The organism is Streptomyces sp. XY431, assembly GCF_001279805.1.
In the GTDB taxonomy this organism is placed as follows: Bacteria; Actinomycetota; Actinomycetes; order Streptomycetales; family Streptomycetaceae; genus Kitasatospora; species Kitasatospora purpeofusca.
The window spans coordinates 1-24,497 of sequence record NZ_LGDO01000046.1; the positions used below are offsets into that span (position 1 = coordinate 1).

General features: G+C 75.8%; 19 protein-coding genes and 2 tRNA genes. 13 read left to right on the forward strand and 8 right to left on the reverse strand.

Going from position 1 to position 24,497, the window contains the following annotated elements; genetic code table 11:
* The first annotated feature begins 90 nt into the window (after positions 1-90).
* Entirely contained in the window at positions 91-1,251 is a 1,161-nt protein-coding gene (locus tag ADK60_RS07325; RefSeq protein WP_502687401.1) for an NsdA family TPR-like regulatory protein, read from the forward strand.
* A gap of 79 nt (positions 1,252-1,330) precedes the next feature.
* On the opposite strand, the gene ADK60_RS07330 is transcribed toward ADK60_RS07325, so the two are convergent.
* Complete coding sequence (locus tag ADK60_RS07330; RefSeq protein ID WP_045940682.1) at positions 1,331-1,987, reverse strand: histidine phosphatase family protein; 657 nt, start codon at positions 1,985-1,987, stop codon at positions 1,331-1,333.
* A gap of 243 nt (positions 1,988-2,230) precedes the next feature.
* On the opposite strand from ADK60_RS07330, the gene ADK60_RS07335 reads away from it, so the two are divergent.
* The 6 genes from ADK60_RS07335 to ADK60_RS07360 all read left to right on the forward strand — a co-directional run bounded on the left by ADK60_RS07335 (position 2,231) and on the right by ADK60_RS07360 (position 8,146).
* Positions 2,231-3,514, forward strand: coding sequence for a hypothetical protein (locus ADK60_RS07335; protein ID WP_107094534.1), 1,284 nt, complete (start codon positions 2,231-2,233; stop codon positions 3,512-3,514).
* Positions 3,511-5,199: a hypothetical protein gene (locus ADK60_RS07340; protein WP_063783078.1), complete on the forward strand. Its 1,689-nt coding sequence runs from the start codon at positions 3,511-3,513 to the stop codon at positions 5,197-5,199. Before ADK60_RS07335 ends, ADK60_RS07340 begins: the two co-directional genes overlap by 4 nt.
* An 8-nt stretch (positions 5,200-5,207) precedes the next feature.
* Positions 5,208-6,629, forward strand: a complete 1,422-nt coding sequence (locus ADK60_RS07345; protein ID WP_079008139.1) for an AAA family ATPase — start codon at positions 5,208-5,210, stop codon at positions 6,627-6,629.
* Positions 6,630-6,874: 245 nt separating this feature from the next.
* Positions 6,875-7,282 (forward strand): DUF8844 domain-containing protein, encoded by a 408-nt coding sequence (locus tag ADK60_RS07350; protein ID WP_234370978.1) that lies wholly within the window; start codon positions 6,875-6,877, stop codon positions 7,280-7,282.
* Between the two features lie 103 nt (positions 7,283-7,385).
* Positions 7,386-7,973 carry a bifunctional DNA primase/polymerase gene (locus ADK60_RS07355; RefSeq protein WP_199839617.1) on the forward strand — a complete coding sequence of 196 codons (588 nt, stop codon included), beginning with the start codon at positions 7,386-7,388 and terminating at the stop codon, positions 7,971-7,973.
* A 99-nt stretch (positions 7,974-8,072) separates the two neighbouring features.
* Positions 8,073-8,146, forward strand: a tRNA-Lys gene (locus tag ADK60_RS07360).
* Between the two features lie 141 nt (positions 8,147-8,287).
* Here ADK60_RS07360 and pgi read toward each other — a convergent pair.
* The gene (pgi, locus tag ADK60_RS07365; protein ID WP_053644222.1) at positions 8,288-9,949 is read right to left on the reverse strand and encodes a glucose-6-phosphate isomerase; all 1,662 of its coding nucleotides are present in this window, start codon (positions 9,947-9,949) and stop codon (positions 8,288-8,290) included.
* Between the two features lie 270 nt (positions 9,950-10,219).
* Positions 10,220-11,803, reverse strand: coding sequence for a Na+/H+ antiporter (locus ADK60_RS07370; protein WP_078896602.1), 1,584 nt, complete (start codon positions 11,801-11,803; stop codon positions 10,220-10,222).
* 265 nt (positions 11,804-12,068) lie between these two features.
* Between ADK60_RS07370 and ADK60_RS07375 the strand changes: the two genes are divergently transcribed.
* A complete protein-coding gene (locus ADK60_RS07375) occupies positions 12,069-12,977 on the forward strand; it encodes an NADP-dependent oxidoreductase (RefSeq protein WP_053644224.1) in 909 nt (302 codons plus the stop codon).
* 88 nt (positions 12,978-13,065) lie between these two features.
* Positions 13,066-13,139: transfer RNA gene (locus tag ADK60_RS07380), tRNA-Lys, on the forward strand.
* A 50-nt stretch (positions 13,140-13,189) separates the two neighbouring features.
* On the opposite strand, the gene hemC is transcribed toward ADK60_RS07380, so the two are convergent.
* Complete coding sequence (gene hemC, locus ADK60_RS07385; protein ID WP_053644226.1) at positions 13,190-14,125, reverse strand: hydroxymethylbilane synthase; 936 nt, start codon at positions 14,123-14,125, stop codon at positions 13,190-13,192.
* Positions 14,126-14,167: 42 nt separating this feature from the next.
* Positions 14,168-14,872: a DUF2306 domain-containing protein gene (locus ADK60_RS07390; protein ID WP_053644228.1), complete on the reverse strand. Its 705-nt coding sequence runs from the start codon at positions 14,870-14,872 to the stop codon at positions 14,168-14,170.
* A 404-nt stretch (positions 14,873-15,276) separates the two neighbouring features.
* Here ADK60_RS07390 and ADK60_RS07395 point away from each other — a divergent pair, with 404 nt between their 5' ends.
* Complete coding sequence (locus ADK60_RS07395) at positions 15,277-16,422, forward strand: sensor histidine kinase (protein ID WP_053644230.1); 1,146 nt, start codon at positions 15,277-15,279, stop codon at positions 16,420-16,422.
* Positions 16,423-16,469: 47 nt separating this feature from the next.
* Positions 16,470-17,138, forward strand: coding sequence for a response regulator (locus tag ADK60_RS07400; RefSeq protein ID WP_502687400.1), 669 nt, complete (start codon positions 16,470-16,472; stop codon positions 17,136-17,138).
* A gap of 44 nt (positions 17,139-17,182) precedes the next feature.
* Here the strand turns inward: ADK60_RS07400 and ADK60_RS07405 are convergent, their stop codons facing one another.
* The gene (locus tag ADK60_RS07405) at positions 17,183-18,418 is read right to left on the reverse strand and encodes an MFS transporter (protein WP_053644233.1); all 1,236 of its coding nucleotides are present in this window, start codon (positions 18,416-18,418) and stop codon (positions 17,183-17,185) included.
* 65 nt (positions 18,419-18,483) lie between these two features.
* Here ADK60_RS07405 and ADK60_RS07410 point away from each other — a divergent pair, with 65 nt between their 5' ends.
* Positions 18,484-18,846 (forward strand): MerR family transcriptional regulator, encoded by a 363-nt coding sequence (locus tag ADK60_RS07410; RefSeq protein ID WP_045940663.1) that lies wholly within the window; start codon positions 18,484-18,486, stop codon positions 18,844-18,846.
* Positions 18,847-18,914: 68 nt separating this feature from the next.
* On the opposite strand, the gene ADK60_RS07415 is transcribed toward ADK60_RS07410, so the two are convergent.
* Complete coding sequence (locus tag ADK60_RS07415; RefSeq protein WP_053644235.1) at positions 18,915-20,615, reverse strand: chitinase; 1,701 nt, start codon at positions 20,613-20,615, stop codon at positions 18,915-18,917.
* Between the two features lie 293 nt (positions 20,616-20,908).
* Here ADK60_RS07415 and ADK60_RS07420 point away from each other — a divergent pair, with 293 nt between their 5' ends.
* Positions 20,909-24,136 carry a S41 family peptidase gene (locus ADK60_RS07420; protein WP_053644237.1) on the forward strand — a complete coding sequence of 1,076 codons (3,228 nt, stop codon included), beginning with the start codon at positions 20,909-20,911 and terminating at the stop codon, positions 24,134-24,136.
* Between the two features lie 26 nt (positions 24,137-24,162).
* On the opposite strand, the gene ADK60_RS07425 is transcribed toward ADK60_RS07420, so the two are convergent.
* Positions 24,163-24,429 (reverse strand): hypothetical protein, encoded by a 267-nt coding sequence (locus tag ADK60_RS07425; RefSeq protein ID WP_053644239.1) that lies wholly within the window; start codon positions 24,427-24,429, stop codon positions 24,163-24,165.
* Between the last annotated feature and the right edge of the window lie 68 nt (positions 24,430-24,497).

A 24,497-nucleotide genomic window follows, 5' to 3' on the forward strand; every position in this document is an offset into this window, starting at 1 on the left:
CCCCTGCCCGCCCCCCGCTCTCCGCTCTCCACCCAACTCCCGTACGCTGCCTGGCCGTACGCGGAACCGCCCCCACCGGAGGGGCCCCCGGTGCCGAGGTCCGCGACGGCGCCCCGGGGGTCCGCCGAACCGCACCATCCCGACGAGGAGAACGACGACGTGCGTCGCCGTACGTTCCTGGCCGGCGGCCCCGCCGCGCTGGCCACCGTGATCGGCATCGACCGGCCCGCCCAGGCCGCCGCGGCCGATGCCCCCCGCACGGCGGGCGCCCGCCCCGGACCCGGCGGCTTCGCGCCCGGCGACGGCTTCGTGCCCGGCCGGCCCCGGGCCGTCCCGGCGCCCCGCAAGGTCGGCGCGGCCGAGGTGCTGGGCGTCGAACAGGCCGTCCGGGACATCCGGCTGGCCGACGACGCGCACGGCGCCGACACGCTGTTCGAGCAGGCGGGCCGCTCGCTGCGGGCCGCCTACGTCCTGCTCGACGCGTGCGAGTACTCCACCGGGACCGAGCGCAGGCTCCAGGCCGGCGCCGGCGAACTGGCCGTCTCGGTCGGCTGGTTGGCCCACGACTCGAACCGGCTCGCGGACGCCCGCTCGTACTACGCCGAGGCGCTGGCCACCGCGCGGATGGCCGGGGACGCCGCGCTGGAGGCGCACGTCTTCTGCAACAGCGCCTTCCTCGCCCGCGACGCCGGCCGGCCCCGGGAAGCACTGCGCGCCGCCCAGGCCGGGCAGTCCGCCGCCCGGGAGCTCGACTCGGACCGGCTGCTCGCCCTGCTCGCGATGCGCGAGGCCGGCGGCTGGGCGCTGCTGCAGGACCGCGCCGCCTGCGAGCGGGCGGTCGCCCGGGCCTGCCGGCACTTCGACCGGGGCCCGTCCGGGACCGACCCGGAGTGGATGTCGTTCTTCGGCGAGGCCGAACTCGCCGGGCTGCAGGCCCAGTGCTGGTCAGCCCTCGGGGACTGGGAGCGGGCGAGCGAGCGCGCCGGGCTGGCCATAGCGCTCCAGAAGCCGCACTTCGTCCGCAACCGGGTGCTGTACACCGCCGAACTCGCCCACGACCGGCTCGGCCGCGGCGACCTGGCGGGCGCGGCCGAGCACGGCTCGGCCGCCGTGGCGCTGTTCGACGACGTGCGCTCGGCGCGGATCCGCTCGATGCTCGCGGACACCGCGCAGCGGCTGCGGCAGCACCGGCGGGTGCCGGAGGTCGGACGCTTCCTGGCCGCGTACGGCGCGGCGACGGCGGCCGCCTGAGGCCCGGCCCGTCCCGGCTGCCCGGCGCCCGCCACCCCGGCGGGACGGGGACGACGGACGGCCCGGGCCGGTGCCGGGGTCAGGACTTGTGCGTGAGGGTCTCCAGGTGGCCCTGGTCGTTCCAGAGCTCGACCGCCGGTGCGCCGTACTCCCAGGAGAGGATGCAGAGCGCGGCCGTGCCGAGCTTGAACCGCTGGGCGAACTCGGGCGGCAGGCCCAGCCAGCGGGCGGTCAGGATGCGCAGCAGGTGGCCGTGGGCGAAGAGCACCACGTCGCGGTCGGCGCAGTGCATGACGGTGGTGTCCGGCTCCGGCACGCCGTGCTCGGTGTTGAGGTCGGCGAGGAGGGCGTCGACCCGGGCGGCGACGTCGGAGAGCTTCTCGCCGCCGGGGACGCCGTCGCGCCAGATCAGCCAGCCGGGGTGGTCGGCGGCGCGGATGTCGGCGCCGGTGCGGCCCTCGTAGCTGCCGTAGTCCCACTCCATGAGCTCGGGGCGTTCGACCGCCCGGTCGCCGAGGCCGGCCAGCGCGCAGGTCTCCTTCGCGCGGTCGAGCGGGCTGGTGAACACGAGGGCGTCGGGCAGGCCGTTCCAGGGCGCCGCGGCGAGGCGGACGCCGAGCGCGCGGGCCATCGCGCGGCCCTCCTCGGTCAGCGGGATGTCGGTGCGGCCGGTGTGGCGGCCGGTCGCCGACCACTCGGTCTCACCGTGGCGGACCAGCAGGATTCGGGCGGGCATGGCAGGCTCCTCGCGATCGGGGCGGGTGACGACGTCGGCCTCGCCATCGAGCACCGGCCTCCATGATCCCCCACCCCAGGAGCGCCCACGATCCCGGCCTCCGGCTCCCGCTCCGCCGGGCCCGGCACCGGGCCCGGCGGCCGCCCGGTGGCCGTCGGGTTCCTCGCCCGTTCCTCGCCCGTTCGTCGCCAACGGCCGGTTCCGGCCGGATTGTCGGAGCCGGATGCGACACTGGGCCGCACCATGAACGTCTCGACGAACGCCCCGCTCCGCGGGCCGGCGGAGCCGCTCGCCCAGCGGCTCGCCGAGCTGCGCGGACCGGCGCCGCAGCGCAGTCTGAACGCCCGTGCCCTCGCCGCCCTGGCCGCCAATCCGGGGTGCCACCGCCGCGCCGTGCTGGACGCCGCCGGGGTGGACAAGACGGCGCTGGCCGCCCGTCTCGGCCGCCCCGCCCCCTTCGGCCGGTCGCCGCTCGCACTGGCGCGCGGCGTCGTGTTCGAGGCCCGGCTGAAGGAGAACGGCTACGCGGCGCTGCTGGAGCCGCTGCGCCGCCGGCTCGGGCCGGCCGGCGAGGACGGCCCGCTGCTCGTGCCGGACCTGCTGCGTTCCTCCGGTCCGGCGGTACGGGCCGACCGGACGGCGGCGGCGCTCGCGGAGGCGGCCGCCGAGGAGCACGCCTGGACGCTGCTGGACCATCCGCTGCTGCGGCTGGACGTGGCCGGTTCGACGGCCTACCTGGAGCCGGACGCCGTCGTGGTGCACGGCGGCCGCTGCACCGTGGTCGAGATCAAGTCCTTCCCGGTGCTGGACGGCACCGCGGACCCGGGCAAGGTGGGCGCCGCCGCCCGCCAGGCGGCGGTCTACGTGCTGGCGCTCCAGGAGGCCGCCGCGGCGCTGGCCGGGCAGGCGGTGGACCCGGACCCGTATGCCGAGCAGCGGCTGCCGGGCAGTCCCCGGACGACCGTGCTGCTGGTCTGCCCGGAGGACTTCGGCAGCCGGCCGACCGCCGTGCCGGTGGACGTCCGCCGCGAGCTGGCGACCACCCGGCGCCAGCTGAGCCGGATGACCGGCATCGAGCGGCTGCTGGCGGTGCTGCCGCCGGGGGCGGACTTCGATCTCTCCCCCGACGTGGACGGCGCCCCGGTCCGCTCCGCCGAGGAGCTGGAGAAGACGGTCGGGACGGTGCCGGCCGCGTACAGCCCGGACTGCCTCTCCACCTGCGAACTCGGCTTCCACTGCCGGGCCCAGGCCCGCTGCGGGGACCGGGTCGAGCAGCTCGGCCGGGGTGTCCGGGGCGAGCTGGGCAGCATCCGCACGGTGGGCGAGGCCCTGGCGGTGGCCCGGACCGGTCCCGTCGGCGGCAGCGCCAGCGGCAGCAATGACGACGGCAGCACCGAGGACGGCAAGGACGGCGACGACGACGGCGACGGGGCCGACGAGGCCGCCGCCCGGCTGGCCTACGCCGCCGCCCTGCGCGCCGAGGCGCTCGGCCGCCCCCGCCCGGCCGGCCCGGAGGGCGGGCGATGAGCCTGCTGACCACCCTGGCCCGGCTGGAGGCCGTCCGCGGCGGCCGCGCCGAGCCGCTGGCCACCGTCCGCCACCGGCACCTGTCGGAGCGCCCGATGGTGCTCGTCCCGCTGACCTCCGCCGGTGAGGACGGCGCCCCGCTGGCCGTGCTGCTCGGCACCGACCGGGACGCGCCGGTGCTGCACATCGTGCCGCAGCCGCTCAACCGCACGCTGCGCTCCGAGTTCCTGGCCGACCTGGCCGCCGAGCTGCTGCCCTACCTGGAGTCCTTCGGCGACGAGGTCGAGCTGATCGAGGGTTCCGAGAAGGACCCGGAGACGGGTGCGAAGGCCCCGGTGGTCCGCGAGCTGTGCGCGGACGCGCCGCAGCTGGTCGTGCCGAACAGCGGGGGCGTGCGCCACCTGGCGCTGCTCGGCCGCTCGACCCGGTTCCGCCGCACCGCCGAGGACGAGGACCCGGGCCCGTTCCCGGCCCCGGCCCGGGTGCCGCTGCTCGGCCGCTGGCTGACCCACCTGGCCGAGCGCTCGGCCGTGCCCGGGTCCAGCCTGCTGCTGCCGATGACCGGGCTGCTCGCGCGGCACTGGGCCACCGGCCAGAGCCACCTGGAGGACCAGCACCTGGCCGCCCTGCTGGCCTGGCACACCCCGCCGGAGGGGCAGACCGGCGCGGAGGCGGCCGAGCGGGCCGAGACCGAGCGCAACGCCGAGGGCCGGCTGGTCCGCCCGCCGGCCGGACCGACCACCGACCCGGTGTTCGACACCAAGGTGCTCGCCCCGGCGATCGCCCGCTACGACGCGGCCGCGACGGCCCTGCGCGAGGCCGAGGGCCCCGGCGGCGGGGACGTCGCGGCGGCCCGGGAGGCCGTCCGGGTCTCCGTCGACCGGCTGCGCGCCGTGCTGCGCGCGGAACTGCTGCCGGCCTGGCACGACGTCTGGCACGGCCTGGACCTGCTGCGGGCGCTGCCTCCGGCCGGCCACCTGCCCGAGCGCTGGACCGGCGACCGCTGGTCGTACACCGGCCACCGGGACCGGCTGGCGGCCGGGGAGCCCCCGCAGCCCCGGGTCGACGACGCCGTGACGGCCGCCCGCAAGCTCGCCCAGCGCGAGCGCGAGCAGACCCGGCTGGACGTCCAGGAGGCGCTGGACGACCCGCTGGCGATGGCCGAGCACCGGCTCTCCGGGGAGGCGTTCAGCGGAGTGGTGACCGAGGTGGTGCCGGACTACGACACCACCGGCCGCTCCCCCAAGCCGCGCCCGCTGGTGACGGTGCGCACCGGTGACCGCCCGCACGCCGACCCGGGCCGGGAGGTGCACCGGGTCCGGGCGGCGCCGGGGTCGGAGGCGGGGTCGGCACCGGCGCAGAAGGCGGTGATCGCCGCCGTCGACCCGGAGGCGGGCACCGTCACCGTGCGGGTGCTGTCCGGCATGGGGCGGAAGAAGGAGCCCGAGCCGGGGAGCCTGCCCGAGCCGGGCGAGCGGGTGACCTTCACCCTGTTCGAGCTGACGGTCCGGCAGGCCGCGCCGCTGCCCGATCCGGACGACACCCCGTGGACGCACGGCGGCCCGCCCGGGGCCGTCGTCACCGTGCTGCCGGCCGCGCCCGGCACGGACACAGGCACCGGTACAGGCACTGGCACAGACACAGGCACCGACGCCGGCAGCGGCACCGCCGAGGACTGGGAGTGATCCGGCCGATGAGCAGCACCGAGCAGACCGCCCCGCCCGGCGACCCCGGCGACCCCGCCGACCCCGGCGACCCGGCCGGGGACCCGACGCCCGGAGCGGCGGCCGACGCGGCGGTGGCGCGGATCCTGGAGGCGACCGTCCGCCCCGCCGTCGGCGCGCCGCGCGGTGTCGTGGTGGACTCGCCGCCCGGGGCCGGCAAGTCGACCCTGGTGGTGCGCGCCGCCCGGGAGCTGGTGGCCGCCGGGGAGCGGCTGATGATCGTCGCCCAGACCAACGGCCAGGTGGACGACCTGGTCGACCGGCTGGCCGTCAAGGCGCCCGATCTGACGATCGGCCGGCTGCACGCGGCGGACGCCCGCCCGGGGCCCGAGGTGCTGCGCCACGCCAATGTGACGCCCTCGGACAAGGTCGCCGAGCTGGCCGAGCTGGACGTGGTGATCTCCACCTCGGCCAAGTGGCAGTGGGTGCGGGCCGAGCAGCCGTGGCGGCACGCGATCGTCGACGAGGCGTACCAGATGCGCTCGGACGCGCTGCTGGCGGTGGCCCGGCTGTTCGAGCGGGCGCTGTTCGTCGGCGACCCGGGCCAGCTGGACCCGTTCACCGTGGTCGGCACCGAGCAGTGGGCGGGCCTGTCCTACGACCCCTCGGGCAGCGCGGTGGTCACCCTGCTCGCGCACAACCCGCAGATCCGGCCGCACCGGCTGCCGGTGTCCTGGCGGCTGCCGGCCAGCGCGGCGCCGCTGATCTCCGGCGCGTTCTACCCGTTCACGCCGTTCCGTTCGGGCACCGGGCCCGGGGACCGGCGGCTGACCGCGGCGGTGCGGCCGGACGGTTCGGCCCTGGACGCGGCGATCGACCGGGCGGCCGAGCACGGCTGGGCCCTGCTGGAGCTGCCCGCCCGGCACACCGTGCGGACCGATCCGCAGGCGGTCGCGGCGGTGGCGGCGACCGTGCGGCGGCTGCTGGACCGGGGGCTGACCGCCCACTCCGAGCAGGGGTCGGCCCCGCTCACGGCGGACCGGGTCGCGGTCGGCACGGCCCACCGGGACCAGGCGGCGGCGGTCCGGGCGGCGCTGGTCAAGGTCGGGGTGCCGGTGGACGGGGCGGCCGGCCCGGCGGTGACGGTGGACACCGCGAACCGGCTGCAGGGCCGGGAGTACGACGTCACGGTGGTGCTGCACCCGCTCTCCGGGCGGCCGGACGCGACCGCGTTCCACCTGGAGACCGGCCGGCTGTGCGTGCTCGCCTCCCGGCACCGGCACGCCTGCATCGTGGTGGCCCGGGCCGGGATCGCGGAGCTGCTGGACGAGCATCCGGCCACCGAACCGGTGCAGTTGGGTGTCCCGGTCGCCTTCCCCGACGGCTGGGAGGCCAATCACCGGGTGCTGCACCACCTGTCCGGGCACCGGGTGCGGCTGGGCGGTTCCTGAGGCCGGGCGACCCGGCCCGCCCGGCGCCGCCAGGGGTGCGGCCGGGCAGCGCGGACGCCCGGTGGGGAGACGGCGGGCGCCCGGCGGACGCACGCCCCCGGCGCGTCCGCCGGGAATAGCGCCCGGACGCGCACCGTTCCGTTACCGGCCGCCGGCGCGAGACAATGGACGGCGGCCACGACCGGGCGGCGCCCGTCCCGAGCAACTGTCGCCCGCCCCCATCGAGCACCCGGAGGTGTCCGTCCATGCCCGACTCCCAGGCGCAGGCGTCCGACCCGAGCGGCCCCGCCGCGGCGGCCGGTCCCGGTGCGGGCGCCGGTGCGGCGCCCGGCCGGCGGCAGCGTCCGGTGCAGCTGCTGTTCGAGCCGCAGGCCGACGAACCGGAGCCGGAGCGCTTCTTCGACCTGGAGTCGATCGACGACCCGGCCGAGCTGCTGCGCCGCTCCACCGAGCTGGCCCTGGCCTTCCGGGCGGCGGCCGAGCGGGCGACCGACTTCCAGGCGGTCGCGGCCGCGCAGCTGGCGGATCCGCGCCGTTTCGACGCGCTGCCCGAGACCGAGATCGCGGCCCGGGCGGACTGGACCCCGGACTACGCGGCCAAGATGATCGAGTACGGCCGCAGCCTGCTCCAGCCCCGGCGGCACGAGGCCTGACCCCGGCCCGGGCGGCCGTCCGGCCCCCGGACCGCCGCCGTCGGGGTCCGAAGCCTCTGGCATATGCCGGAGGAAGCGGAAGGGTACGCCCGTGCCCGCCCCGCTGTCCGGCGAACCGGAGTTTCCCTCCCGGCCACGGCCCGGACACCCCAGGCTGCTCTCCGTGGACATCTGGACCTATCAGTCGGTGGAGTACGTGACCGTGGCCGGGGAGGCCTGGCTCGCCTCCGCCAGCGAGTACCCCCGCAGCATGCGCGCCCTCTGGGGGTCCCGGCCGTGGGCGCCCTCGGTACTGCCCTGCGGCCGGGCCTTCGACGTGATCAGCATGCCGTCGCTGTTCGGCCGCCGGGTGCTGGACGAGCTGTGGGCCTCCGGTCCCGGCTGCGGGCCGGTGGCGGTCTTCCGGGGGCGGACCCTGCTGTTCGTGCAGCCCGGGGCGGCCCCCCGGCTGCGCCGGCTGCTGGCCTGGGAGGAGTGGGCCCGGGACGTTCCGCCGCTGCTCTGCCACGGCAAGGGCGACACGGTGACCGTGCCGCCGGTGCAGCGGATGGTGAACAGCCCGGACTCGCCCGGACTGGGCGCCGGGCGGTGGATCGTCGCCCCGGAGAGCCGGGAGCCCTGGCTGCCGGGCGCCTCCGTCGTCCTCTGGGCCTGCGTCCGGGCGGCCCGCGAGCCCGTCGCCGCGGTCTGACCGCCCACGTCGCACCCGGGCCGGACGCCGGCCCGGGAGGTGCGGGTATTCGATTTTGGCCGGACCGCGCCCCGCTGCTAGAGTCCTCTCTGTCAGCAGGCGCCGCTAGCTCAGTTGGTTAGAGCAGCTGACTCTTAATCAGCGGGTCCGGGGTTCGAGTCCCTGGCGGCGCACAGACAACCGGAAGGCCCCTCGCGCGAGCGGGGGGCCTTCCGGCGTTTCCGGGCACCCCCGGGGCACCGACGACGACCGGGCCGCCGCCCGCCGAAGCGGACGACGGCCCGGAAGAGTCCGGCAACCGGACCGGGCGGGCCTCAGCGGCCGCGCAGCTCCCGGTAGCGGGCCACCAGCGCGGCGGTGGAGCTGTCCAGCTGCTCCGTGCCCTCACCGGTCAGCAGCACCGGCTCGATCCGCTTGGCGAGCACCTTGCCCAGCTCGACGCCCCACTGGTCGAAGGAGTCGATGTTCCAGATCGCGCCCTGCACGAACACCTTGTGCTCGTAGAGGGCGACCAGCTGGCCGAGCACCGAGGGGGTCAGCGCACCGGCCAGCACGGTGGTGGTCGGGTGGTTGCCCCGGAAGGTCTTGTGCGGGACCAGCTCGGCCGGCACGCCCTCGGCGGCGACCTCCTCCGGCGTCCGGCCGAAGGCCAGCGCCTGGGTCTGGGCGAAGAAGTTGGCGAGCAGCAGGTCGTGCTGGGCGACCAGGCCCGGCAGCAGGTCGGCGACCGGCTCGGCGAAGCCGATGAAGTCCGCCGGGATCGTCTTCGTGCCCTGGTGCAGCAGCTGGTAGTAGGCGTGCTGGCCGTTGGTGCCGGGGGTGCCCCAGACCACCGGGCCGGTCTGCCAGCTCACCGGCTTCCCGTCGCGGTCCACCGACTTGCCGTTGGACTCCATGTCGAGCTGCTGGAGGTAGGCGGTGAACTTCGACAGGTAGTGCGAGTACGGCAGCACCGCGTGCGCCTGGGCGTCGAAGAAGGCGCCGTACCAGACCCCGAGCAGGCCGAGCAGCAGCGGGACGTTCTCCTCCGGCGGGGCGGTGCGGAAGTGCTCGTCGACCAGGTGGAAGCCGTCGAGCATCTCCCGGAACGCGTCCGGGCCGATGGCGATCATCAGCGAGAGGCCGATCGCCGAGTCGTAGGAGTAGCGGCCGCCGACCCAGTCCCAGAACTCGAACATGTTCGCGGTGTCGATGCCGAAGTCCGCGACGCCCTCGGCGTTGGTGGAGAGCGCGACGAAGTGCTTGGCGACCGCGTCGGTGTCCGCACCCAGCTCGGTGAGCAGCCAGTTCCGGGCCGAGACCGCGTTGGTGATGGTCTCGATGGTGGTGAAGGTCTTGGACGCGACGACGAACAGCGTCTCGGCGGCGTCCAGGTCGCGGACGGCCTCGTGCAGGTCGGCGCCGTCCACGTTGGAGACGAAGCGGACGTCGAGGTCGCGCCGGGTGAAGGAGCGCAGCACCTCGTGGGCCATCGCGGGGCCGAGGTCGGAGCCGCCGATGCCGATGTTGACGACGGCGCGGATCCGCTTGCCGGTGTGGCCGCGCCACTCGCCGCTGCGGACCTGCTCGGCGAAGGCGGCCATCCTGTCCAGCACCGCGTGCACGGCGGGGACGACGTTCTCGCCGTCGACCTCGATCACGGCGTCGCGCGGGGCGCGCAGCGCGGTGTGCAGGACGGCGCGGTCCTCGGTGGTGTTGATCCGCTCGCCGCGGAACATCGCGTCCCGCAGGGCGGCGACACCGGTGGCCCCGGCCAGCTCGCGCAGCAGTGCCAGGGTCTCGTCGGTGACGAGCTGCTTGGCGTAGTCGACGTGCAGGTCGCCGACCTGGAGGGTGTAGCGGCGGCCGCGCTCCGGGTCGGCGGCGAACAGCTCGCGCAGGTGGGTGTCGCCGAACTCCTCCCGGTGCTTGGCGAGGGCGGCCCACTCCGGGGTGCGGTCCAGCGGGGTACGGGCGTCGGCGCGGGTCTCCGACATCGGTGGCTCCTCGTTTCCTCGGGTACAGATACCGGCAGGTCCGGGCGGGAGGGTTTCGCGCGGCCGTGCGGGTCCTGGGGGGGGTGCGCCGACTCCGTTGACGGCCTTGCCCGGGGTCAGCCTATGCAACGCCGGGGGGCCCGGCGCACATTCCGTTCGTCGGCGTCCGGTCGGGGTTCCCGCTGTTCGGGCGGGCTTCGCGGGGTGGCCGTCCGGCCGTCACGGTCCGTCCGTCCGACCCGCCGTGGGGTCACCCGGACGGACGGGCCGTCACTTCCGTTCGGACCGCAGGTCGAGGCCGCGCAGCACCCGGTCGACGAGTTCCGGGTCGGCGCCGGGCTCGGCGCGGGCGACCAGCATCTCGCGCCGGGAGGCGGCGATCATCTCCTGTTCGACGCTGTGCGCCGCGCGCCACTGGGCGAGCCGCAGCTTGGCCTCGCTGGCCTCCTCCTCGGCGTAGTTCTCGGGGCAGAGCCGGGCCAGCCGGTCGTGCTGACGGTCCCGCAGGCGGTCGGCGACCTCGGCGGGCAGCTTGTCGGCCTCCTCCAGCTCGCCGAGCCGGCGCAGTCCGGCCTTGGCCGCCCGCCACCACAGCAGCCGGACCTCCTGCTCGTGCCGGTCGTGGTCGAGGTCGAGGTGCAGCCGCTTGGCCATCCAGGGCAGGGTGAGGCCCTGGACCAGCAGGGTGAAGAGCACCACGCTGAAGGCGATGAAGACCAGTCGGCCGCGCTCCGGGAAGGCCTCGCCGGTGTCGACGGTGAGCGGGATCGCGAGGGCCAGGGCGACGGTGGCGACCCCGCGCATCCCGGACCACCAGAGCACCACGCTCTCCTGCCAGCTGATCGGGGTGTCCTCCTCGGAGTCGGCCCGCAGCCGCCGGGAGAGCCAGCCGGCCGGGAGCAGCCAGAGCAGCCGGACCGCCACCACGACGGCGATCACCACGGCGGCGTCGCCGAGCATGCCGGTCCAGCCGGAGCCGGCCTCCTTGAGGACGGTGGCGAGTTCGAGGCCGATCAGGCCGAAGGCGAAGCCGGTGATGAGGATCTCGACGATCTCCCAGAAGGCGTTGCCGACCAGCCGGTAGGCGACGGCGTCGGCGTCGGCGGCCCGTTCGGCGAGGTAGAGGCCGCAGACGACGACGGCGAGCACGCCGGAGCCGTGGATCTCCTCGGCCAGGCTGTAGGCGGCGAACGGCACCAGCAGGTTGAGCGCGACCTGCTGGGTGGGGTCCTCCAGGTAGGAGGCGAGCTTGGTGTTGGCCCAGCCGAGGGCGACGCCGATGACGACCGCGAGCACGGCGGAGAGCACGAAGCGCAGCACGGCGTCGCCGCCGGAGAAGTCGCCGCCGACCACGGCGTCGATGGCCAGCGAGTAGACGACGATCGCGGTGACGTCGTTGAACAGGCCCTCGCTCTCCAGGATGGCGACCAGTCGGCGGGGCAGTCCGACGCTGCCGGCCACCGCGACGGCGGCGACCGGGTCGGGCGGGGAGACCAGGGCGCCGACCGCGATGGCGGCGGCGAGCGGCAGGCCGGGCAGCAGCCAGTGCACGGTGCCGGCGACGGCCACGGTGGTGACCACGACCAGGGCGACGGCGAGCAGCAGGATGGAGCGGATGTTGGCCTTGAAGTAGCGGACCGAGGAGCGCCGGGCGACGGCGAAGATCAGCGGTGGCAGGACCAGCGGCAGGATCAGCTCGGGTTCGATCGCGATGTCCGGGATCTGCGGGATCAGCGCCATGGCGATGCCGAGCAGGGTCATCAGGACCGGCTGCGGCACCCCCGTCCGGCGGGCCAGCGGCATGGTCACCACGGAGGCGAGCAGCACCAGGAAGAGCAGGGGCAGCTGGCCCACGGGAGGTCCTCTCGATGGCGGGCGGGTGGTCGAACGCGGATGCGAGCCGAACTGCGGATGCGGATGCGGACCCGGAGTGCGGCCCCGGACATGGCCGGGGCCGCCGTCGAGGATAAATCTGACAATGATCTCAACTCGGGCGACACGCCGGGAGGGGTTGACCTCAAGCGCGCTTCAGATTCGATGATCGGAGCCTCGCGGTTCGGACCGACAGGGGACCGCGGCACCCGGCAGGACCCGACAGCACGTGACAGGAGCGCCCGGCATGAAGGCAGTGACCGTCCCCCGGTTCGGCGGCCCCGAGGAGCTGCGGGTGACCACCGTGCCCGACCCCGTCCCCGGCCCGGGCCAGGTCCGGATCCGGGTCTACGCCGCCGGGGTGCAGCCGGTGGACCTCGCGATCCGGGAGGGCCGGGCGCCGTACGGCGTCGAGCTCGTCCCCGGGTTGACCCCGGGCAACGAGTTCGCCGGGGTGGTCGACACCCTCGGCCCCGGCGTCGACGGCTGGGCGGTCGGCGACGAGGTCCTGGGCTTCCGGGTGCTCGGCTGCGCCGCCGAACTGGTCGTCGCCGACGCGGAGCGGCTGGTGCGCAAGCCGGCCGGGATGCCGTGGGAGCACGCCGGGGCGCTGTCCGCCTCCGGGCAGACCGCGCACGTCGGGCTCACCGCGCTGAAGGTCGGCGAGGGCGACACCGTGCTCGTGCACGGCGCCGCGGGCGGGGTCGGCACGGTCGCCGTCCAGCTGGCCCGGGCCTGGGGCGCCACGGTGGTCGGCACCGCGAGCGAGCGCAACCACGAGTACCTGCGGGCGCTCGGCGCGATCCCGGTCGGCTACGGCGAGGGGCTGGTCGGGCGGGTCGGGGCGGTGGCGCCGCAGGGGGTGGACGCGGCCTTCGACCTGGCCGGGCGCGGGGCGCTGGAGGCCTCCGTCGAGCTGGTCGCCGACCGGTCCAGGATCGGCACCGTGGTCGACTACCCGGTGGCCGCGCGGCTGGGCGCCGTCGGCATCAGGGGCGAGCGGACGGCGGCCCGGCTGGCCGAGCTGGTCGGGCTCTGGGAGGCGGGCGGGCTGCGGCTGGAGATCGCCGAGACCTTCCCGCTGGAGCGGGTGGCCGACGCCCACCGGCTGGTCGGCACCGGGCACGTGCGGGGGAAGGTCGTCCTCGTCCCCTGACCGGCACGGCGGTCCGGACCGTCCGGGGGCGGTCCGGACCGATTGTGTGTTTCCGCCGCTGACCAGGTAAAGTCTCTCCCGTCAGCAGGCGCCGCTAGCTCAGTTGGTTAGAGCAGCTGACTCTTAATCAGCGGGTCCGGGGTTCGAGTCCCTGGCGGCGCACCGACGGTCGAAGGCCCTCCCCGGTCTGGGACCGGGGGGCCGGGGACCGGTCAGTGCGGGATCGCGGCGATCAGCTCGGAGGCGCCCTGCCGCTTGAGGGCCAGCGCGGTCGCGGTGCCGAGGTCCTCCGGGCTCAGCGAGCCCGCCCACTCATGGGCGTCCAGGACCTGCTTGCCGTCCGGGGTGAAGACCCGGCCGCGCAGCGAGAGACGGCCGTCATCCTCGGCCTTGGCCCAGCCGGCGATCGGCGAGTTGCAGTGCCCCTGGAGCACGTGCAGGAACATCCGCTCGGCGCTCGCCTCGCGCCAGGTCGCGTGGTCGCCGAGGCCGGCGACGGCGTCGATGGTGGCGGTGTCGTCGGCGCGGCACTGCAGGGCGAGGATCCCGGCGCCGATCGGCGGGCACATCACCTCGACCGGCAGCACCTCGCTGATCCGCGAGGTCTCGCCGATCCGCTCCAGCCCGGACAGCGCGAGCAGCAGGGCGTCCGCCTCCCCCGCCGCCAGCTTGGCCAGCCGGCTGTTGGCGTTGCCGCGGATCGGCACGTACTCCAGGTGCGGGTGGGAGGCCGAGAGCTGGGCCCGTCGGCGGACCGAGGAGGTGCCGATCCGGGTGCCGGGCGGCAGTTCGTCCAGGGTCAGACCGTCGGGGTGGACCAGCGCGTCCCGGATGTCGTCGCGGCGCAGGTGGGCCGCGAACACGGTGCCGGCCGGCAGCGGGCGGTCGGCCGGCACGTCCTTGAGGCAGTGGACCGCGAGGTCCGCCTCACCGGCGAGCAGCGCGGCGTCCACCTCCTTGGTGAACGCGCCCTTGCCGCCGAGCCGGGCCAGGTCGCCCATCCAGCGGTCGCCGGAGGTGGTCACCGGAACCACCTCGGTGCGCACCCCCGGATGCAGGGCGGCGAGTTCGGCCCTGACCCGCTCGACCTGGGCGAGCGCCATCGGCGAGGAGCGGGAGACGATCCGGATCAACTCTGCGGTGGTCATTGCTGGATGATAGGTCGTCAGCGGGACCGGCCGGGCATCGGGTCACCCGGCCGGCGGTGCCGTCGGGGCCGGGGCAGGGATCGGGGGCAGTCCGGGGAGCCGGGCTATCACGTGCTCGGCCACCACCAGGTTGATCAGCCAGCAGGTCCAGGCGGCGGTCGCGTAGGCCTGCTCGAACGGGACGCCCGCGAGGTCCATCACCGGCAGCCAGATCCGCAGGGTCGCGGCGGCGAGGATCAGCGCGTACGAGCGGACCGCCCAGGCGCGGTGCCGGAGGATGTCGCGGCGCCGGGCCGCCCGCCAGGCCAGGGCCGAGGAGAGCAGCAGCAGGACGGCCAGCCCGGTGAAGCCGATCGGCGCGACCGGGCCGACCAGGCCCCTGGGCGCCATCAGCAGGCCGCCGGTGCCGGCGGCCAGGACGGCGAGCAGGTAGAGCCGGCCGGTCAGCCGGTGCAGCCCCGGGCGGCGGGCGCGCAGCCGGGGCAGGAACTGCCACGGACCGAGCAGGACCGCCAGCACGCCGCCGCCCACGTGCAGGACGAGCGAGCCCCGGTGGGCGAGGTAGACGGCGCGCTGCTGGTCGAGGAAGACCGCCGGGTCGAGGGTCAGGTAGCGGGCGGTGAACAGGGCCGTGAGGAAGGCGAGCGCGGTGACCGTCCACCAGCCCGCCCGGCGGGCGGAGCCGGTGTTCGGAACGGCGGCGGTGTCAGGGGCGGCGGTCGGGACGCGGGGGTCCGGAGCGTTCATGGCCCGGACGCTACGGACCGGGCCCGGCCGGCCGCGTCCGCCCGACGGGGTCCGGCAGCCTCCCCCCGGCGGGCGGCCGGACACCCCCACCAGGAGGTGCGCACCCCCGGTCGGACGGGTCCGGAATACCCCACCAGGGCGATGCGCCGGGCGGACGGCCGCCGCTACCGTACGGCCCGGCGCCCGCACCACCGCGCGGCGGCCACTCCCCCGAATCCCCCCGCACCGGAGCCGCCATGAGCCCGCCGCCCCGCACCCGGGCGATCCGGACCGCACCGGTCCCCTCGGCCCGCTCGGCCCTATCGGCTCTCTCGGCCCGCTCGGCCCTATCGGCTCTCTCGGCCCTCTCGGCTCTTGGCGCGCCCAGGGCCTGGGCGGCGCGGGCCCTCCGGGCGGTCCGGGCGGTGCCGGGCGGGCACTGGGACCTCGCCCTGGCCGGCGGGTTCCTGCTGCTGATGGCCGTCGAACGGACCGGCGCCGCCGACGAACTGCACGGCGGCCTCCCCGTGGCACTGGCCCTGAGCACGGCGGTGGCCGGTCCTCTGGTGGTCCGCCGGACCAGGCCGCTGGCCGGCTACCTGGTCGGCGCGGCCGCGCTGTCGGCGGAGGCGCTGTTCGTGCTGCCGAGCCCGGTCTCGCCGTACGCCGACCTGGTCGGCCTCTACTCGCTCGGCCTGTACGCGCCCCGGCGGCGGGCCTGGCTCGGACCGTTCGCCGCCCTGCTCGGGATGGCCGCCTACTTCGCCGACCTCGGGCACGACTACCCGGTCATCCCGGCCGGTGTGCTCTTCCTCTGGCTGCTCGGCTGGGCGGTCGGCTACGGCACCGCGCGGCGGGCCGAGGAACGGGAGGCCGCCCGGTGGCGGCTGCGCCGGGAGGTGGTCGCCGAGGAGCGCGCCCGGCTGGCCCGCGAGCTGCACGACTCCGTCGGCCACACCCTCAACGTGGTGCTGGTCCACGCCGGGGCGGCCCGCCGGCTGCTCGACCGCGACCCCGAACGCACCCGGGAACTGCTCTCCGGGATGGAGCACACCGGACGGGACGCGCTCGACGACCTCGACCGGGTGCTCGGCCTGCTGCGGCGCGGCGACGACGGCGAGTTCGGCAGCGGCGAGTACGGCGACGACGGCGAGGGGGCGGCCCCGCAGCCGGGCCTCGCCGACCTGGAACGGCTGGCCCGGCGGCTCGGCCGGGCCGGGCCCAGGGTGCGGGTGCGGATCGACCCGGCGGCCCGGCGGGTGCCGCGCAGTCTGGACGTGTCGGCCTACCGGATCGTCCAGGAGGCGCTCACCAACACCGTCAAGCACGCCGGCGCCCGGACCGTCGAGGTCACCGTCCGCCGCACCGGCGGGCGGCTCGCCGTCGAGGTGTGCGACGACGGGCGGGGCGCCCCGGCCGGGTACACGCCCGGCCGGGGGCTGCTGGGCGTGGCCGAGCGGGTGTCGATGCTCGGGGGCCGGGTGGAGCACGGGCCGATCGGCACCGACGGACCGGACGGACCCGGCGGGCCCGGCGGGTTCCGGTTGCGCGCCGAACTGCCGGTCCCGTGACGGCCGCCGACGGGCCGGGCGGACCCGGCGTCCCGAAGGTGCGGGTCGTGGTCGCGGACGACGACGCGCTGCTGCGGGCCGGGGTCTCGCTGGTCCTGGAGACGGACGACCGGATCGAGGTGGTCGGCCAGGCCGCCGACGGGCTGGCCGCCGTCGCGCTCTGCCGCGCGCTGCTGCCGGACGTGGTGCTGATGGACGTCCGGATGCCCGGGGTCGACGGGGTGGAGGCGACCCGGCGGATCGTCGCCGCCGGCCTCCCCACCCGGGTGCTGGTGCTGACCACCTTCCACCACGACGACTACGTGTGGGGCGCGCTGCGCGCCGGGGCGGCCGGGTTCCTGCTGAAGCGGGCCTCGGCCGAGCGGCTCGTCGACGCGGTGCACACGCTGGCCGGGGGCGAGTCCGTGCTGGACCCGGCGGTCACCCGGGACCTGGTCGCCCAGGTGGTCGGCCAGGGCGGCGAACGCCCCCCGCCGGAGCCGGAGGACACCCGGCTCGCCCAGCTGACGGCGCGGGAGCGGGAGGTCCTGCGGCTGGCCGCCGAGGGGCGTTCCAACCAGGAGATCGCGGCGCTGCTGGTGCTCGCCGAGTCGACGGTGAAGACCCATGTGAAGCGGATCCTGGCGAAGATCGACGCCCGGGACCGCGCCCAGGCGGTGGCCATCTCCTACCGCGGCGGCCTGATGCCGCCCCGGGGCCCGGCAGGCGGGTACTAGAGCGGAGCGACCGGGCGCGCAGGGGCGACCGGGCGCGGCACGGCTCAGGCCGCAGGGCCGGGGCGGCGGGCCGGGAAGCCGTGGGTGCGGGCGGCCAGCACGACCGCGAGCACGGCCAGCAGCAGGAGCAGCACCGCCCACGGGAAGGAGCCCGCGCCGAGCCGGTCCAGCAGCAGGCCGCCGGCCACGCCCCCGCCGGCCATCGCCGCGTTCCACAGGGTGACCAGCACCGTCTGCGCGGCGTCCGCCTGCTCGCCGCCCGCCTCGCCGACGGCGGTCTGCAGCAGGGTGGGCATGCCGCCCCAGCCGAGTCCCCACAGCACGGCGGCCGTGTACACCGCGAGGGTGCTGCCGGTGGCCAGGCCGAGTACGGCGGCCGCGGCGGCGATCAGCAGGGTGGCGCCGACGGTGAGCGCGCGCGGGCGGCGGTGGATGTGCGCGCCGGTGAGCCAGATGCTCAGCAGCGAGGCCGCGCCGAAGGCGAGCAGCACCGCGTCGGTGGCGCCGCCCATGCCGCGCCGGTCGAGGAAGGGCGCGATGTAGGTGTAGAGGACGGTGTGGGCGAGGACGAGGACGACGGTCACGGTGAGCACCGGGGTCACCCCGGGGACGGTGAGGGAGCGCAGTACCGGGGTCCGTTCGCCGCGGGCCCGGCCGGGCACCTCGGGGACGGACGCGGCGATCCAGCCGGTCACGCCGACCGCGACCGCGGTCATCAGCAGGAACGGCACCCACCAGCCGAGCGCCTCGCCGAGGAAGGTCCCGGCGGGTACGCCCAGCGACAGGGCGAGCGGCACCCCGGTCATCGCGACGGCGATCGCCCGGCCCTGGAGCTCGGGCGGCGCAAGCAGGCGGGCGTACCCGGCGAGCAGGGCCCAGGCGAGGCCGGCGGCGACCCCGGCGAGGAAGCGGGCGGCCATGGTGAGCGGGTAGCTGGTGGACAGCGCGGTGACGGTGTTGGCGGCGGCGAAGCCGACCATCGCGGTGAGCAGCAGGCGTCGGCGGCCCCAGCCGGCGGTGGCCGCGGTGAGCGGGACGGCGGTGAGGGCGGTGCCGACGGCGTAGACGGTGACGGCCTGGCCCATGGCGGACTCGCCGACGCCGAGGTCGGCGCTCATCGCGGGCAGCACGCCGGCCGGCAGGGTCTCGGTGAGGGCGGTGACGAAGACGGCGGTGGCGAGGGCCAGCAGGGCGGGCAGCGGCAGGGCCGCCGGGGCCGTAGTGGTGGGCGGGGTGGTGGCTGAGGTGGTCCGGACGGAGGTCCGTGGCGTGGTCGGCATGCCGGTTATGCTCGAACCCTCACATTGATGTGAGGGTCAACGCGACCGGCTGTGAGGTGGGGCACATGCGGATCGGCGAGCTGTCCGAGCGGACCGGGGCGTCCCGGCGGCTGCTGCGGTACTACGAGGAGCAGGGGCTGATCGTGGCCGAGCGCTGCGCCAACGGCTACCGCTCCTACGACGAGCCGACGGTGGACCGGGTGCTGCAGGTCCGGGGACTGCTGGACGCGGGGCTGCCGACCCGGATCATCAAACAGATCCTGCCCTGTCTCGACAAGCCCCGCACCATCCACTTCGAGCACGCCACCCCGGAGATGATCGCCACCCTGGAGCAGGAGTTGGCCGGGATGAGCGAGCGGATCTCCTGCCTGACCCGCAACCGGGACGCGATCGCGGAGTACCTGGCGGCGGTCCGGGTGGACCGCTGAGCGGCGGGTTCGTCCGACCCACCGCCGCCCAGCGGTCGTTCCGGTGCGGCGCTGCGGGCCGCGGTCGGTCAGCGGCGGAAGTAGGAGTCGAAGTTCTTCGAGAACTCCCGGCCGCCGAACTGGTCCCAGTTGATGGACCAGGTCATCAGACCGCGCAGGCCCGGCTGGGCGCCCGCCTTGGGGACGTAGCTTCCGCAGTTGGCGAGCTTGGTGAGGCAGTCCAGCGCCTTGTTGACCTCGGCCGGGGCGACGTAGCCGTTGCCCGCATTGGTGGTGGCAGGCATGCCGATGGCGAGCTTGGAGGCGGGCAGCGCCGGGAACACGTTGTTGGTGTTGCCCGCCACCGGGAAGCCCTTGAGCAGCATGTCGGTCATCGCGACGTGGAAGTCGGCGCCGCCCATCGAGTGGTACTGGTTGTCCAGGCCCATGATGGAGCCGGAGTTGTAGTCCTGGACGTGCAGCAGGGTCAGGTCGTCGCGCAGGGCGTGGATGACCGGCAGGTACGCGCCGGCCCGCGGGTCCTGGCCGCCCCAGGGGCCGGATCCGTAGTACTGGTAGCCGAGTTGGACGAAGAAGGTCTCCGGCGCCATGGTCAGCACGAAGTTCGGGCCGTACTTGGCCTTGAGCGTGCGGATCGCCGAGATCAGGTTGACGATCACCGGGCTGGTCGGGTTCTTGAAGTCGGTGTCGCCGGTCTGGAGCGACAGCGAGTGGCCCTCGAAGTCGATGTCCAGGCCGTCCAGGCCCCACTTGTCGATGATCGCCGAGACGGAGCTGACGAACGCGTCCCGGGCGGCGGTGGTGGTGAGCTGCACCTGGCCGTTCTGGCCGCCGATCGAGATCAGCACCTTCTTGCCCTTGGCGCGCTTGGCCGCGATGGCGGCCTTGAAGTCGGCGTCGGACTCGGCGGTCGGGCACTCGGTGGCCGGGCAGCGGTTGAACCGGATGTCGCCCGAGGTGACGGAGGTCGGCTCGCCGAAGGAGAGGTTGATGAAGTCCCAGGAGTCGGGGACGTCGGCCACCCGGGTGTAGCCGGCGCCGTTGGCGAAGCTCGCGTGCAGGTAGCCGACCAGGGCCTTGGAGCCGGGCGGCGGGGTGGTCGGGGTGCCGGTGGGCGTGACGGTCGGGGTCACCGTGGGGGTGGCCGTCGGCGTCACGGTCGGCGTCACCGTGGGGGTGACGGTCGGGGTGGCCGTCGGAGTGGCGGTGGGCGTCGCGGTCGGGCTGGGGGCGCCGGGGCCCTCCAGCGAGACGTCGTCCGCGTAGTAGGTGCCCTGGCCGTACCAGCCGTGGGTGTAGATGGTGGCGCTGGTCTGGGTGGCGCCGGTGGTGAAGGCGACGCTCAGCTTCTGGTAGCCGCCACCGGTGCCGGGCGTCCAGGTCGAGGTGCCGCCGTCCACGCCGAGGTAGACGTAGGAGCCCTTGACGTAGGCGCTGAGCGTGTAGGCGGTGTTCGGCGCGACGGTGACCGTCTGCGCGCAGCGGGCGCTGTCGCCCGCCGAGGCGGCCCCGGCGAGGGCGTAACTCCCGCCGTGGGACTGGCCGGTGACGACGCTGCCGGTGCCGGCGGAGCAGCTCCAGGGGCCGAGGGCGCCGCTCTCGAAGCCGCCGTTGACCAGGAACTCCCCGGCCGAGGCGCTGGGCGCGAGGCCCAGGGTGAGGCCGACCATGGTGGCGGCGGCGACGGCCGAGGCGGTGCCGGCGGCCAGCAGGGTGCGCGGCCGGCGACGGGCCGCGGACGCGGGCAGGGTGACGGTTGATCTGCGCATGTGGGGGACTCCTCGCGGAGGCGCGGGTGTGGGGGTGTCCGGGGCATGCCCGGTCGCGCACCGGTGGTGGGGGAACGGTGCGGCCGGGCAGGAGAGTTGGACTAGACCACTGAAGTGGATCCGGCCGTTCGGTGTCAATGGTCCAGACCGGTTCCGGCCCCCGGGAGCGGCAGGTCGGGGCCGGTTCAGGAGGCCGGCTCCGGAGGTGGGAACGGCAGGCCGGGGCGGGTTCCGGGACAACGGAACGCTGGGCTCCGGTTGCCGGGTCCGACCCCCGGCCGAAGCATGGAAGGGTGACGTCGCCCGGCTACCTCCGCCACCCCCACCTGCGCGGGGGCCTGCTGGCGTTCACCGCCGAGGACGACGTCTGGATCGCCCCGCTCGACCCCGACGCCGCCGGCACCGGCCGGGCCTGGCGGATCAGCTGCGACCGCACCCGGGTCAGCCACCCCAGGCTCTCCCCCGACGGCCGCACCCTCGCCTGGACCGGCTGGCTGAGCCTCGCCCCCGAGGTGTGGACCGCCCCCGTCGACGGCGGCGAGGCCCGCCGGCTCAGCCACTGGGGCAGCCAGGACACCCGGCTGCGCGGCTGGCTGCCCGACGGCGAACTGCTCGCCGTCACCTCCTACCACGAGCCCTTCGGCCACTACACCTGGGCGCACGCCCTGCCCCCCGACGGCAGCCCCGCCCGCCGGATGCCCTGGGGACCGGTCGGCGACGCCCAGGTCGGCCCCGCCCACACCGTGCTGCTCACCGGCGCCGCCCCGCACGAGCCCGCCGCCTGGAAGCGCTACCGCGGCGGCGCCACCGGCCGGCTCTGGGTGGACGGCGAACGGATCCTCGCCGACCTCCCCGGACACCTCGCCTCCCCGATGCCGGTCACCGCCGCCGACGGCGACCGGATCGCCTTCCTCTCCGACCACGAGGGCATCGGCAACCTCTACTCCTGCCGCCCCGACGGCACCGGACTGCGCCGGCACACCGACCACGCCTCCTACTACGCCCGCGAGGCCGCCACCGACGGCACCCGGATCGTCTACCAGCACGCCGGCGACCTCTGGCTGCTGGACGGCCTCGACGCCCCCGCCCCGCACCGGCTGCGCGTCCCGCTCGGCGGCGCCCGGGCCGGCCGCCGCCCGTACCGGGTCCCCGCCGCCTCCCACGTCAAGGACCTCGCCTGCGACCGCACCGGCCGGGCCGGGGTGATCACCGTCCGCGGCAGCCAGTACTGGCTCACCCACCGCGAGGGCCCGGCCCGGGCGCTCGCCGACACCCCCGGCGTCCGCACCCGGCTGCCGGTCGTGCTCGTCGGCACCGGCGAGGCCGGCTGGATCACCGACGCCCAGGGCGAGGACGCCGTCGAGATCGTGCCGCTGCCCGGCCACGAGCAGGCACCCTCGCAGCACGGCCACCGGGTGCTCGCCGCCGGGCGGCTCGGCCGCGTCCTGGAACTCACCGCCGCCCCCGACGGCGCCCTCCTCGCCGCCACCTCCTCCGACGGGCGGCTGCTGCTGATCACCGCCGCCGACGGCACCGTCCGGGAACTCGCCGCCTCCGGCCACGGACCGGTCACCAGCGCCCGCTTCTCCCCCGACTCGCGGTGGATCGCCTGGTCCCAGCCCGCCGCGGGACGCTCACTGCGCCGGATCCGGCTCACCCGCACCGACGCCCCCGCGCCGGTCGTCGACGTCACCGACGGCCGGTTCGAGGACGAGCAGCCCACCTTCACCCGGGACGGCCGCTACCTGGCCTTCCTCTCCTGGCGCGGCTTCGACCCCGTGCACGACGTGCACACCGGCGACCTCTCCTTCCCGCTCGGCTGCCGCCCCTACCTCGTCCCGCTCGCCGCCGGCACCCAGTCGCCGTTCGCCGCCCCCGACGAGGACCCCGCCCCGCACGGCGACGGCGGCGGCGACGGCACCGTCCACGTCGACCCCGAGGGCATCGGCGAGCGGCTGATCCAGTTCCCCGTCCTGGCCGGCAAGTACTCGGCCACCGACGCCGTCCGGGGCGGCCTGGTCTGGCTGCGCTGGCCGATCTCCGGCACCCTCGGCCAGACCTTCACCAACCCCGACGACACCTCCGGCCGCCCCTCGCTGGAGTACTACGACCTGGCCCGCGGCAGCCGCTCCACCCTCGCCGACCGGCTCGACGGCTTCGCGGTCTCCGGCGACGGCGGCTCGGTCGCCGTCTACTCGGCCGGCACCCTGCGGATCGTCCCGGTCGCCGCGCCCTCCGGCGCCACCACCGTCGACCTGCGGCGGATCACCCACACCGTGCACCCGGCCGCCGAGTGGCGCCAGTCCTACGCGGAGGCCGCGCGGATCGTCCGGGACCAGTTCTGGGACGAGGGGATGTGCGGACTGGACTGGCCCGCCCTGGTCGCCCAGTACGAGCCGCTGCTGGAACGGATCGCCGGCCCCGACGACTTCGCCGACCTGCTGCGCGAACTCCTCGGCGAACTCGGCACCTCGCACGCCTACGTCACCCCGTCCCGGCGCGGCGAGGGCCCCTCCCTCGCCCAGCAGCCGGTCGGCCTGCTCGGCGCCAACGCCCACCGCTCCCCCGACGGGCACTGGCTGGTCGACCGCATCCTGCCCGGCGAGTCCTCCGACCCGCGCGCCCGCGCCCCGCTCGCCACCCACGGCGTGCACGACGGCGACGAACTGCTCGCCGTCGCCGGGCGCCCCGTCGACCCGGTGCGCGGACCGCTGCCGCTGCTCGCCGGCACCGGCGGGACCAGCGTCGAACTCACCCTGCGCCGGGGCGGCCCCGACGGCACCGCGCGCCGGATCACGGTCACCCCGCTCACCGACGAACGGCCCATCCGCTACCAGGACTGGGTGGTCAAACGGCGCGCCCTGGTCCGGGAGTTCAGCGACGGCCGGTGCGGCTACCTGCACATCCCGGACCTCGGCGGCTCCGGCTGGGCGCAGTTCAACCGGGACGTGCGGCGGGAGATGGACAAGCCCGCGCTCGTCCTGGACGTACGCGGCAACGCCGGCGGCAACGTCTCCGAACTCGTCCTGGAGAAGCTCACCCGCCGCGTACTGGCCTGGGACTTCAGCCGCGGCCGGGAACCCGTCCGGTGGCCGCGGGACGCGCCGCGGGGGCCGGTGGTGGCACTCGCCGACGAGGCCACCAGCTCGGACGGGGACGTCGTCATCGCCGCGATCCGGCTGCTCGGGCTCGGCCCGGTGGTCGGCAACCGCACCTGGGGCGGCGTGGTCGGCATGACCGGGCGGCACCTGCTCGGCGACGGGACGCAGATCTCGGTGCCGAAGAACGCCTCGTGGTTCACCGGCGGGCTCGGCTGGTCGATCGAGAACCGGGGTGTCGAACCGGATGTGCACGTGATCCGCGCGCCCAGGGACTGGGCCGCCGGGCGGTACCCGGAACTGGTCACAGCGGTGCGGCTGGCCCTGGAACTGCTGGAGGACGCACCGGCCTCGGTGCCGCCGCCCGCGGACACGCCGCGCCCGGACCTGCGGCGGCCGCCGCTACCGCCCCGGGAGCGGTGAGCGGCGGCCGGGCGCGGATTTGGACGTCAGCCCCAGGGGTCGCCCTCGGCGGTCATGTCCTGGCGGGCCCGCTCCTCCGCCTCCCGCTCGCCGATCGCGGCCGACTCCCTGGCCTCCCGGGCCTTCTCCGCCTCGGTGCCGAAGGCGTCGGCGGCCTCGTCGTGCGCGAGCGCGGCACGCTGGGCGGCGTCGTTCATCGCGGTGCCGTCCTGCTCGGGGCCGCCGCCGATCGAGGACCTGGCCTCCTCGGCGGAGTGCTGCGCCTTGTGGCGGAACCTGTCGAAGATGCCCATGACTCCTCCTCCGGGCGAATTCCGGTTTGCCCCCACTCTCACACCGCAGTGCCGGGCCCGCACCCGCT

Coding starts and splice junctions, on each gene's coding strand:
- ADK60_RS07345 (WP_079008139.1), top strand. CDS start 5,208: ATGAGCAGCACCGAGCAGACCGCCCCGCCCGGCGACCCCGGCGACCCC.
- ADK60_RS07340 (WP_063783078.1), top strand. CDS start 3,511: ATGAGCCTGCTGACCACCCTGGCCCGGCTGGAGGCCGTCCGCGGCGGC.
- ADK60_RS07425 (WP_053644239.1), bottom strand. CDS start 24,429: ATGGGCATCTTCGACAGGTTCCGCCACAAGGCGCAGCACTCCGCCGAG.
- pgi (WP_053644222.1), bottom strand. CDS start 9,949: ATGTCGGAGACCCGCGCCGACGCCCGTACCCCGCTGGACCGCACCCCG.
- ADK60_RS07390 (WP_053644228.1), bottom strand. CDS start 14,872: ATGAACGCTCCGGACCCCCGCGTCCCGACCGCCGCCCCTGACACCGCC.
- ADK60_RS07405 (WP_053644233.1), bottom strand. CDS start 18,418: ATGCCGACCACGCCACGGACCTCCGTCCGGACCACCTCAGCCACCACC.
- hemC (WP_053644226.1), bottom strand. CDS start 14,125: ATGACCACCGCAGAGTTGATCCGGATCGTCTCCCGCTCCTCGCCGATG.
- ADK60_RS07375 (WP_053644224.1), top strand. CDS start 12,069: ATGAAGGCAGTGACCGTCCCCCGGTTCGGCGGCCCCGAGGAGCTGCGG.
- ADK60_RS07335 (WP_107094534.1), top strand. CDS start 2,231: ATGAACGTCTCGACGAACGCCCCGCTCCGCGGGCCGGCGGAGCCGCTC.
- ADK60_RS07415 (WP_053644235.1), bottom strand. CDS start 20,615: ATGCGCAGATCAACCGTCACCCTGCCCGCGTCCGCGGCCCGTCGCCGG.
- ADK60_RS07350 (WP_234370978.1), top strand. CDS start 6,875: ATGCCCGACTCCCAGGCGCAGGCGTCCGACCCGAGCGGCCCCGCCGCG.
- ADK60_RS07410 (WP_045940663.1), top strand. CDS start 18,484: ATGCGGATCGGCGAGCTGTCCGAGCGGACCGGGGCGTCCCGGCGGCTG.
- ADK60_RS07330 (WP_045940682.1), bottom strand. CDS start 1,987: ATGCCCGCCCGAATCCTGCTGGTCCGCCACGGTGAGACCGAGTGGTCG.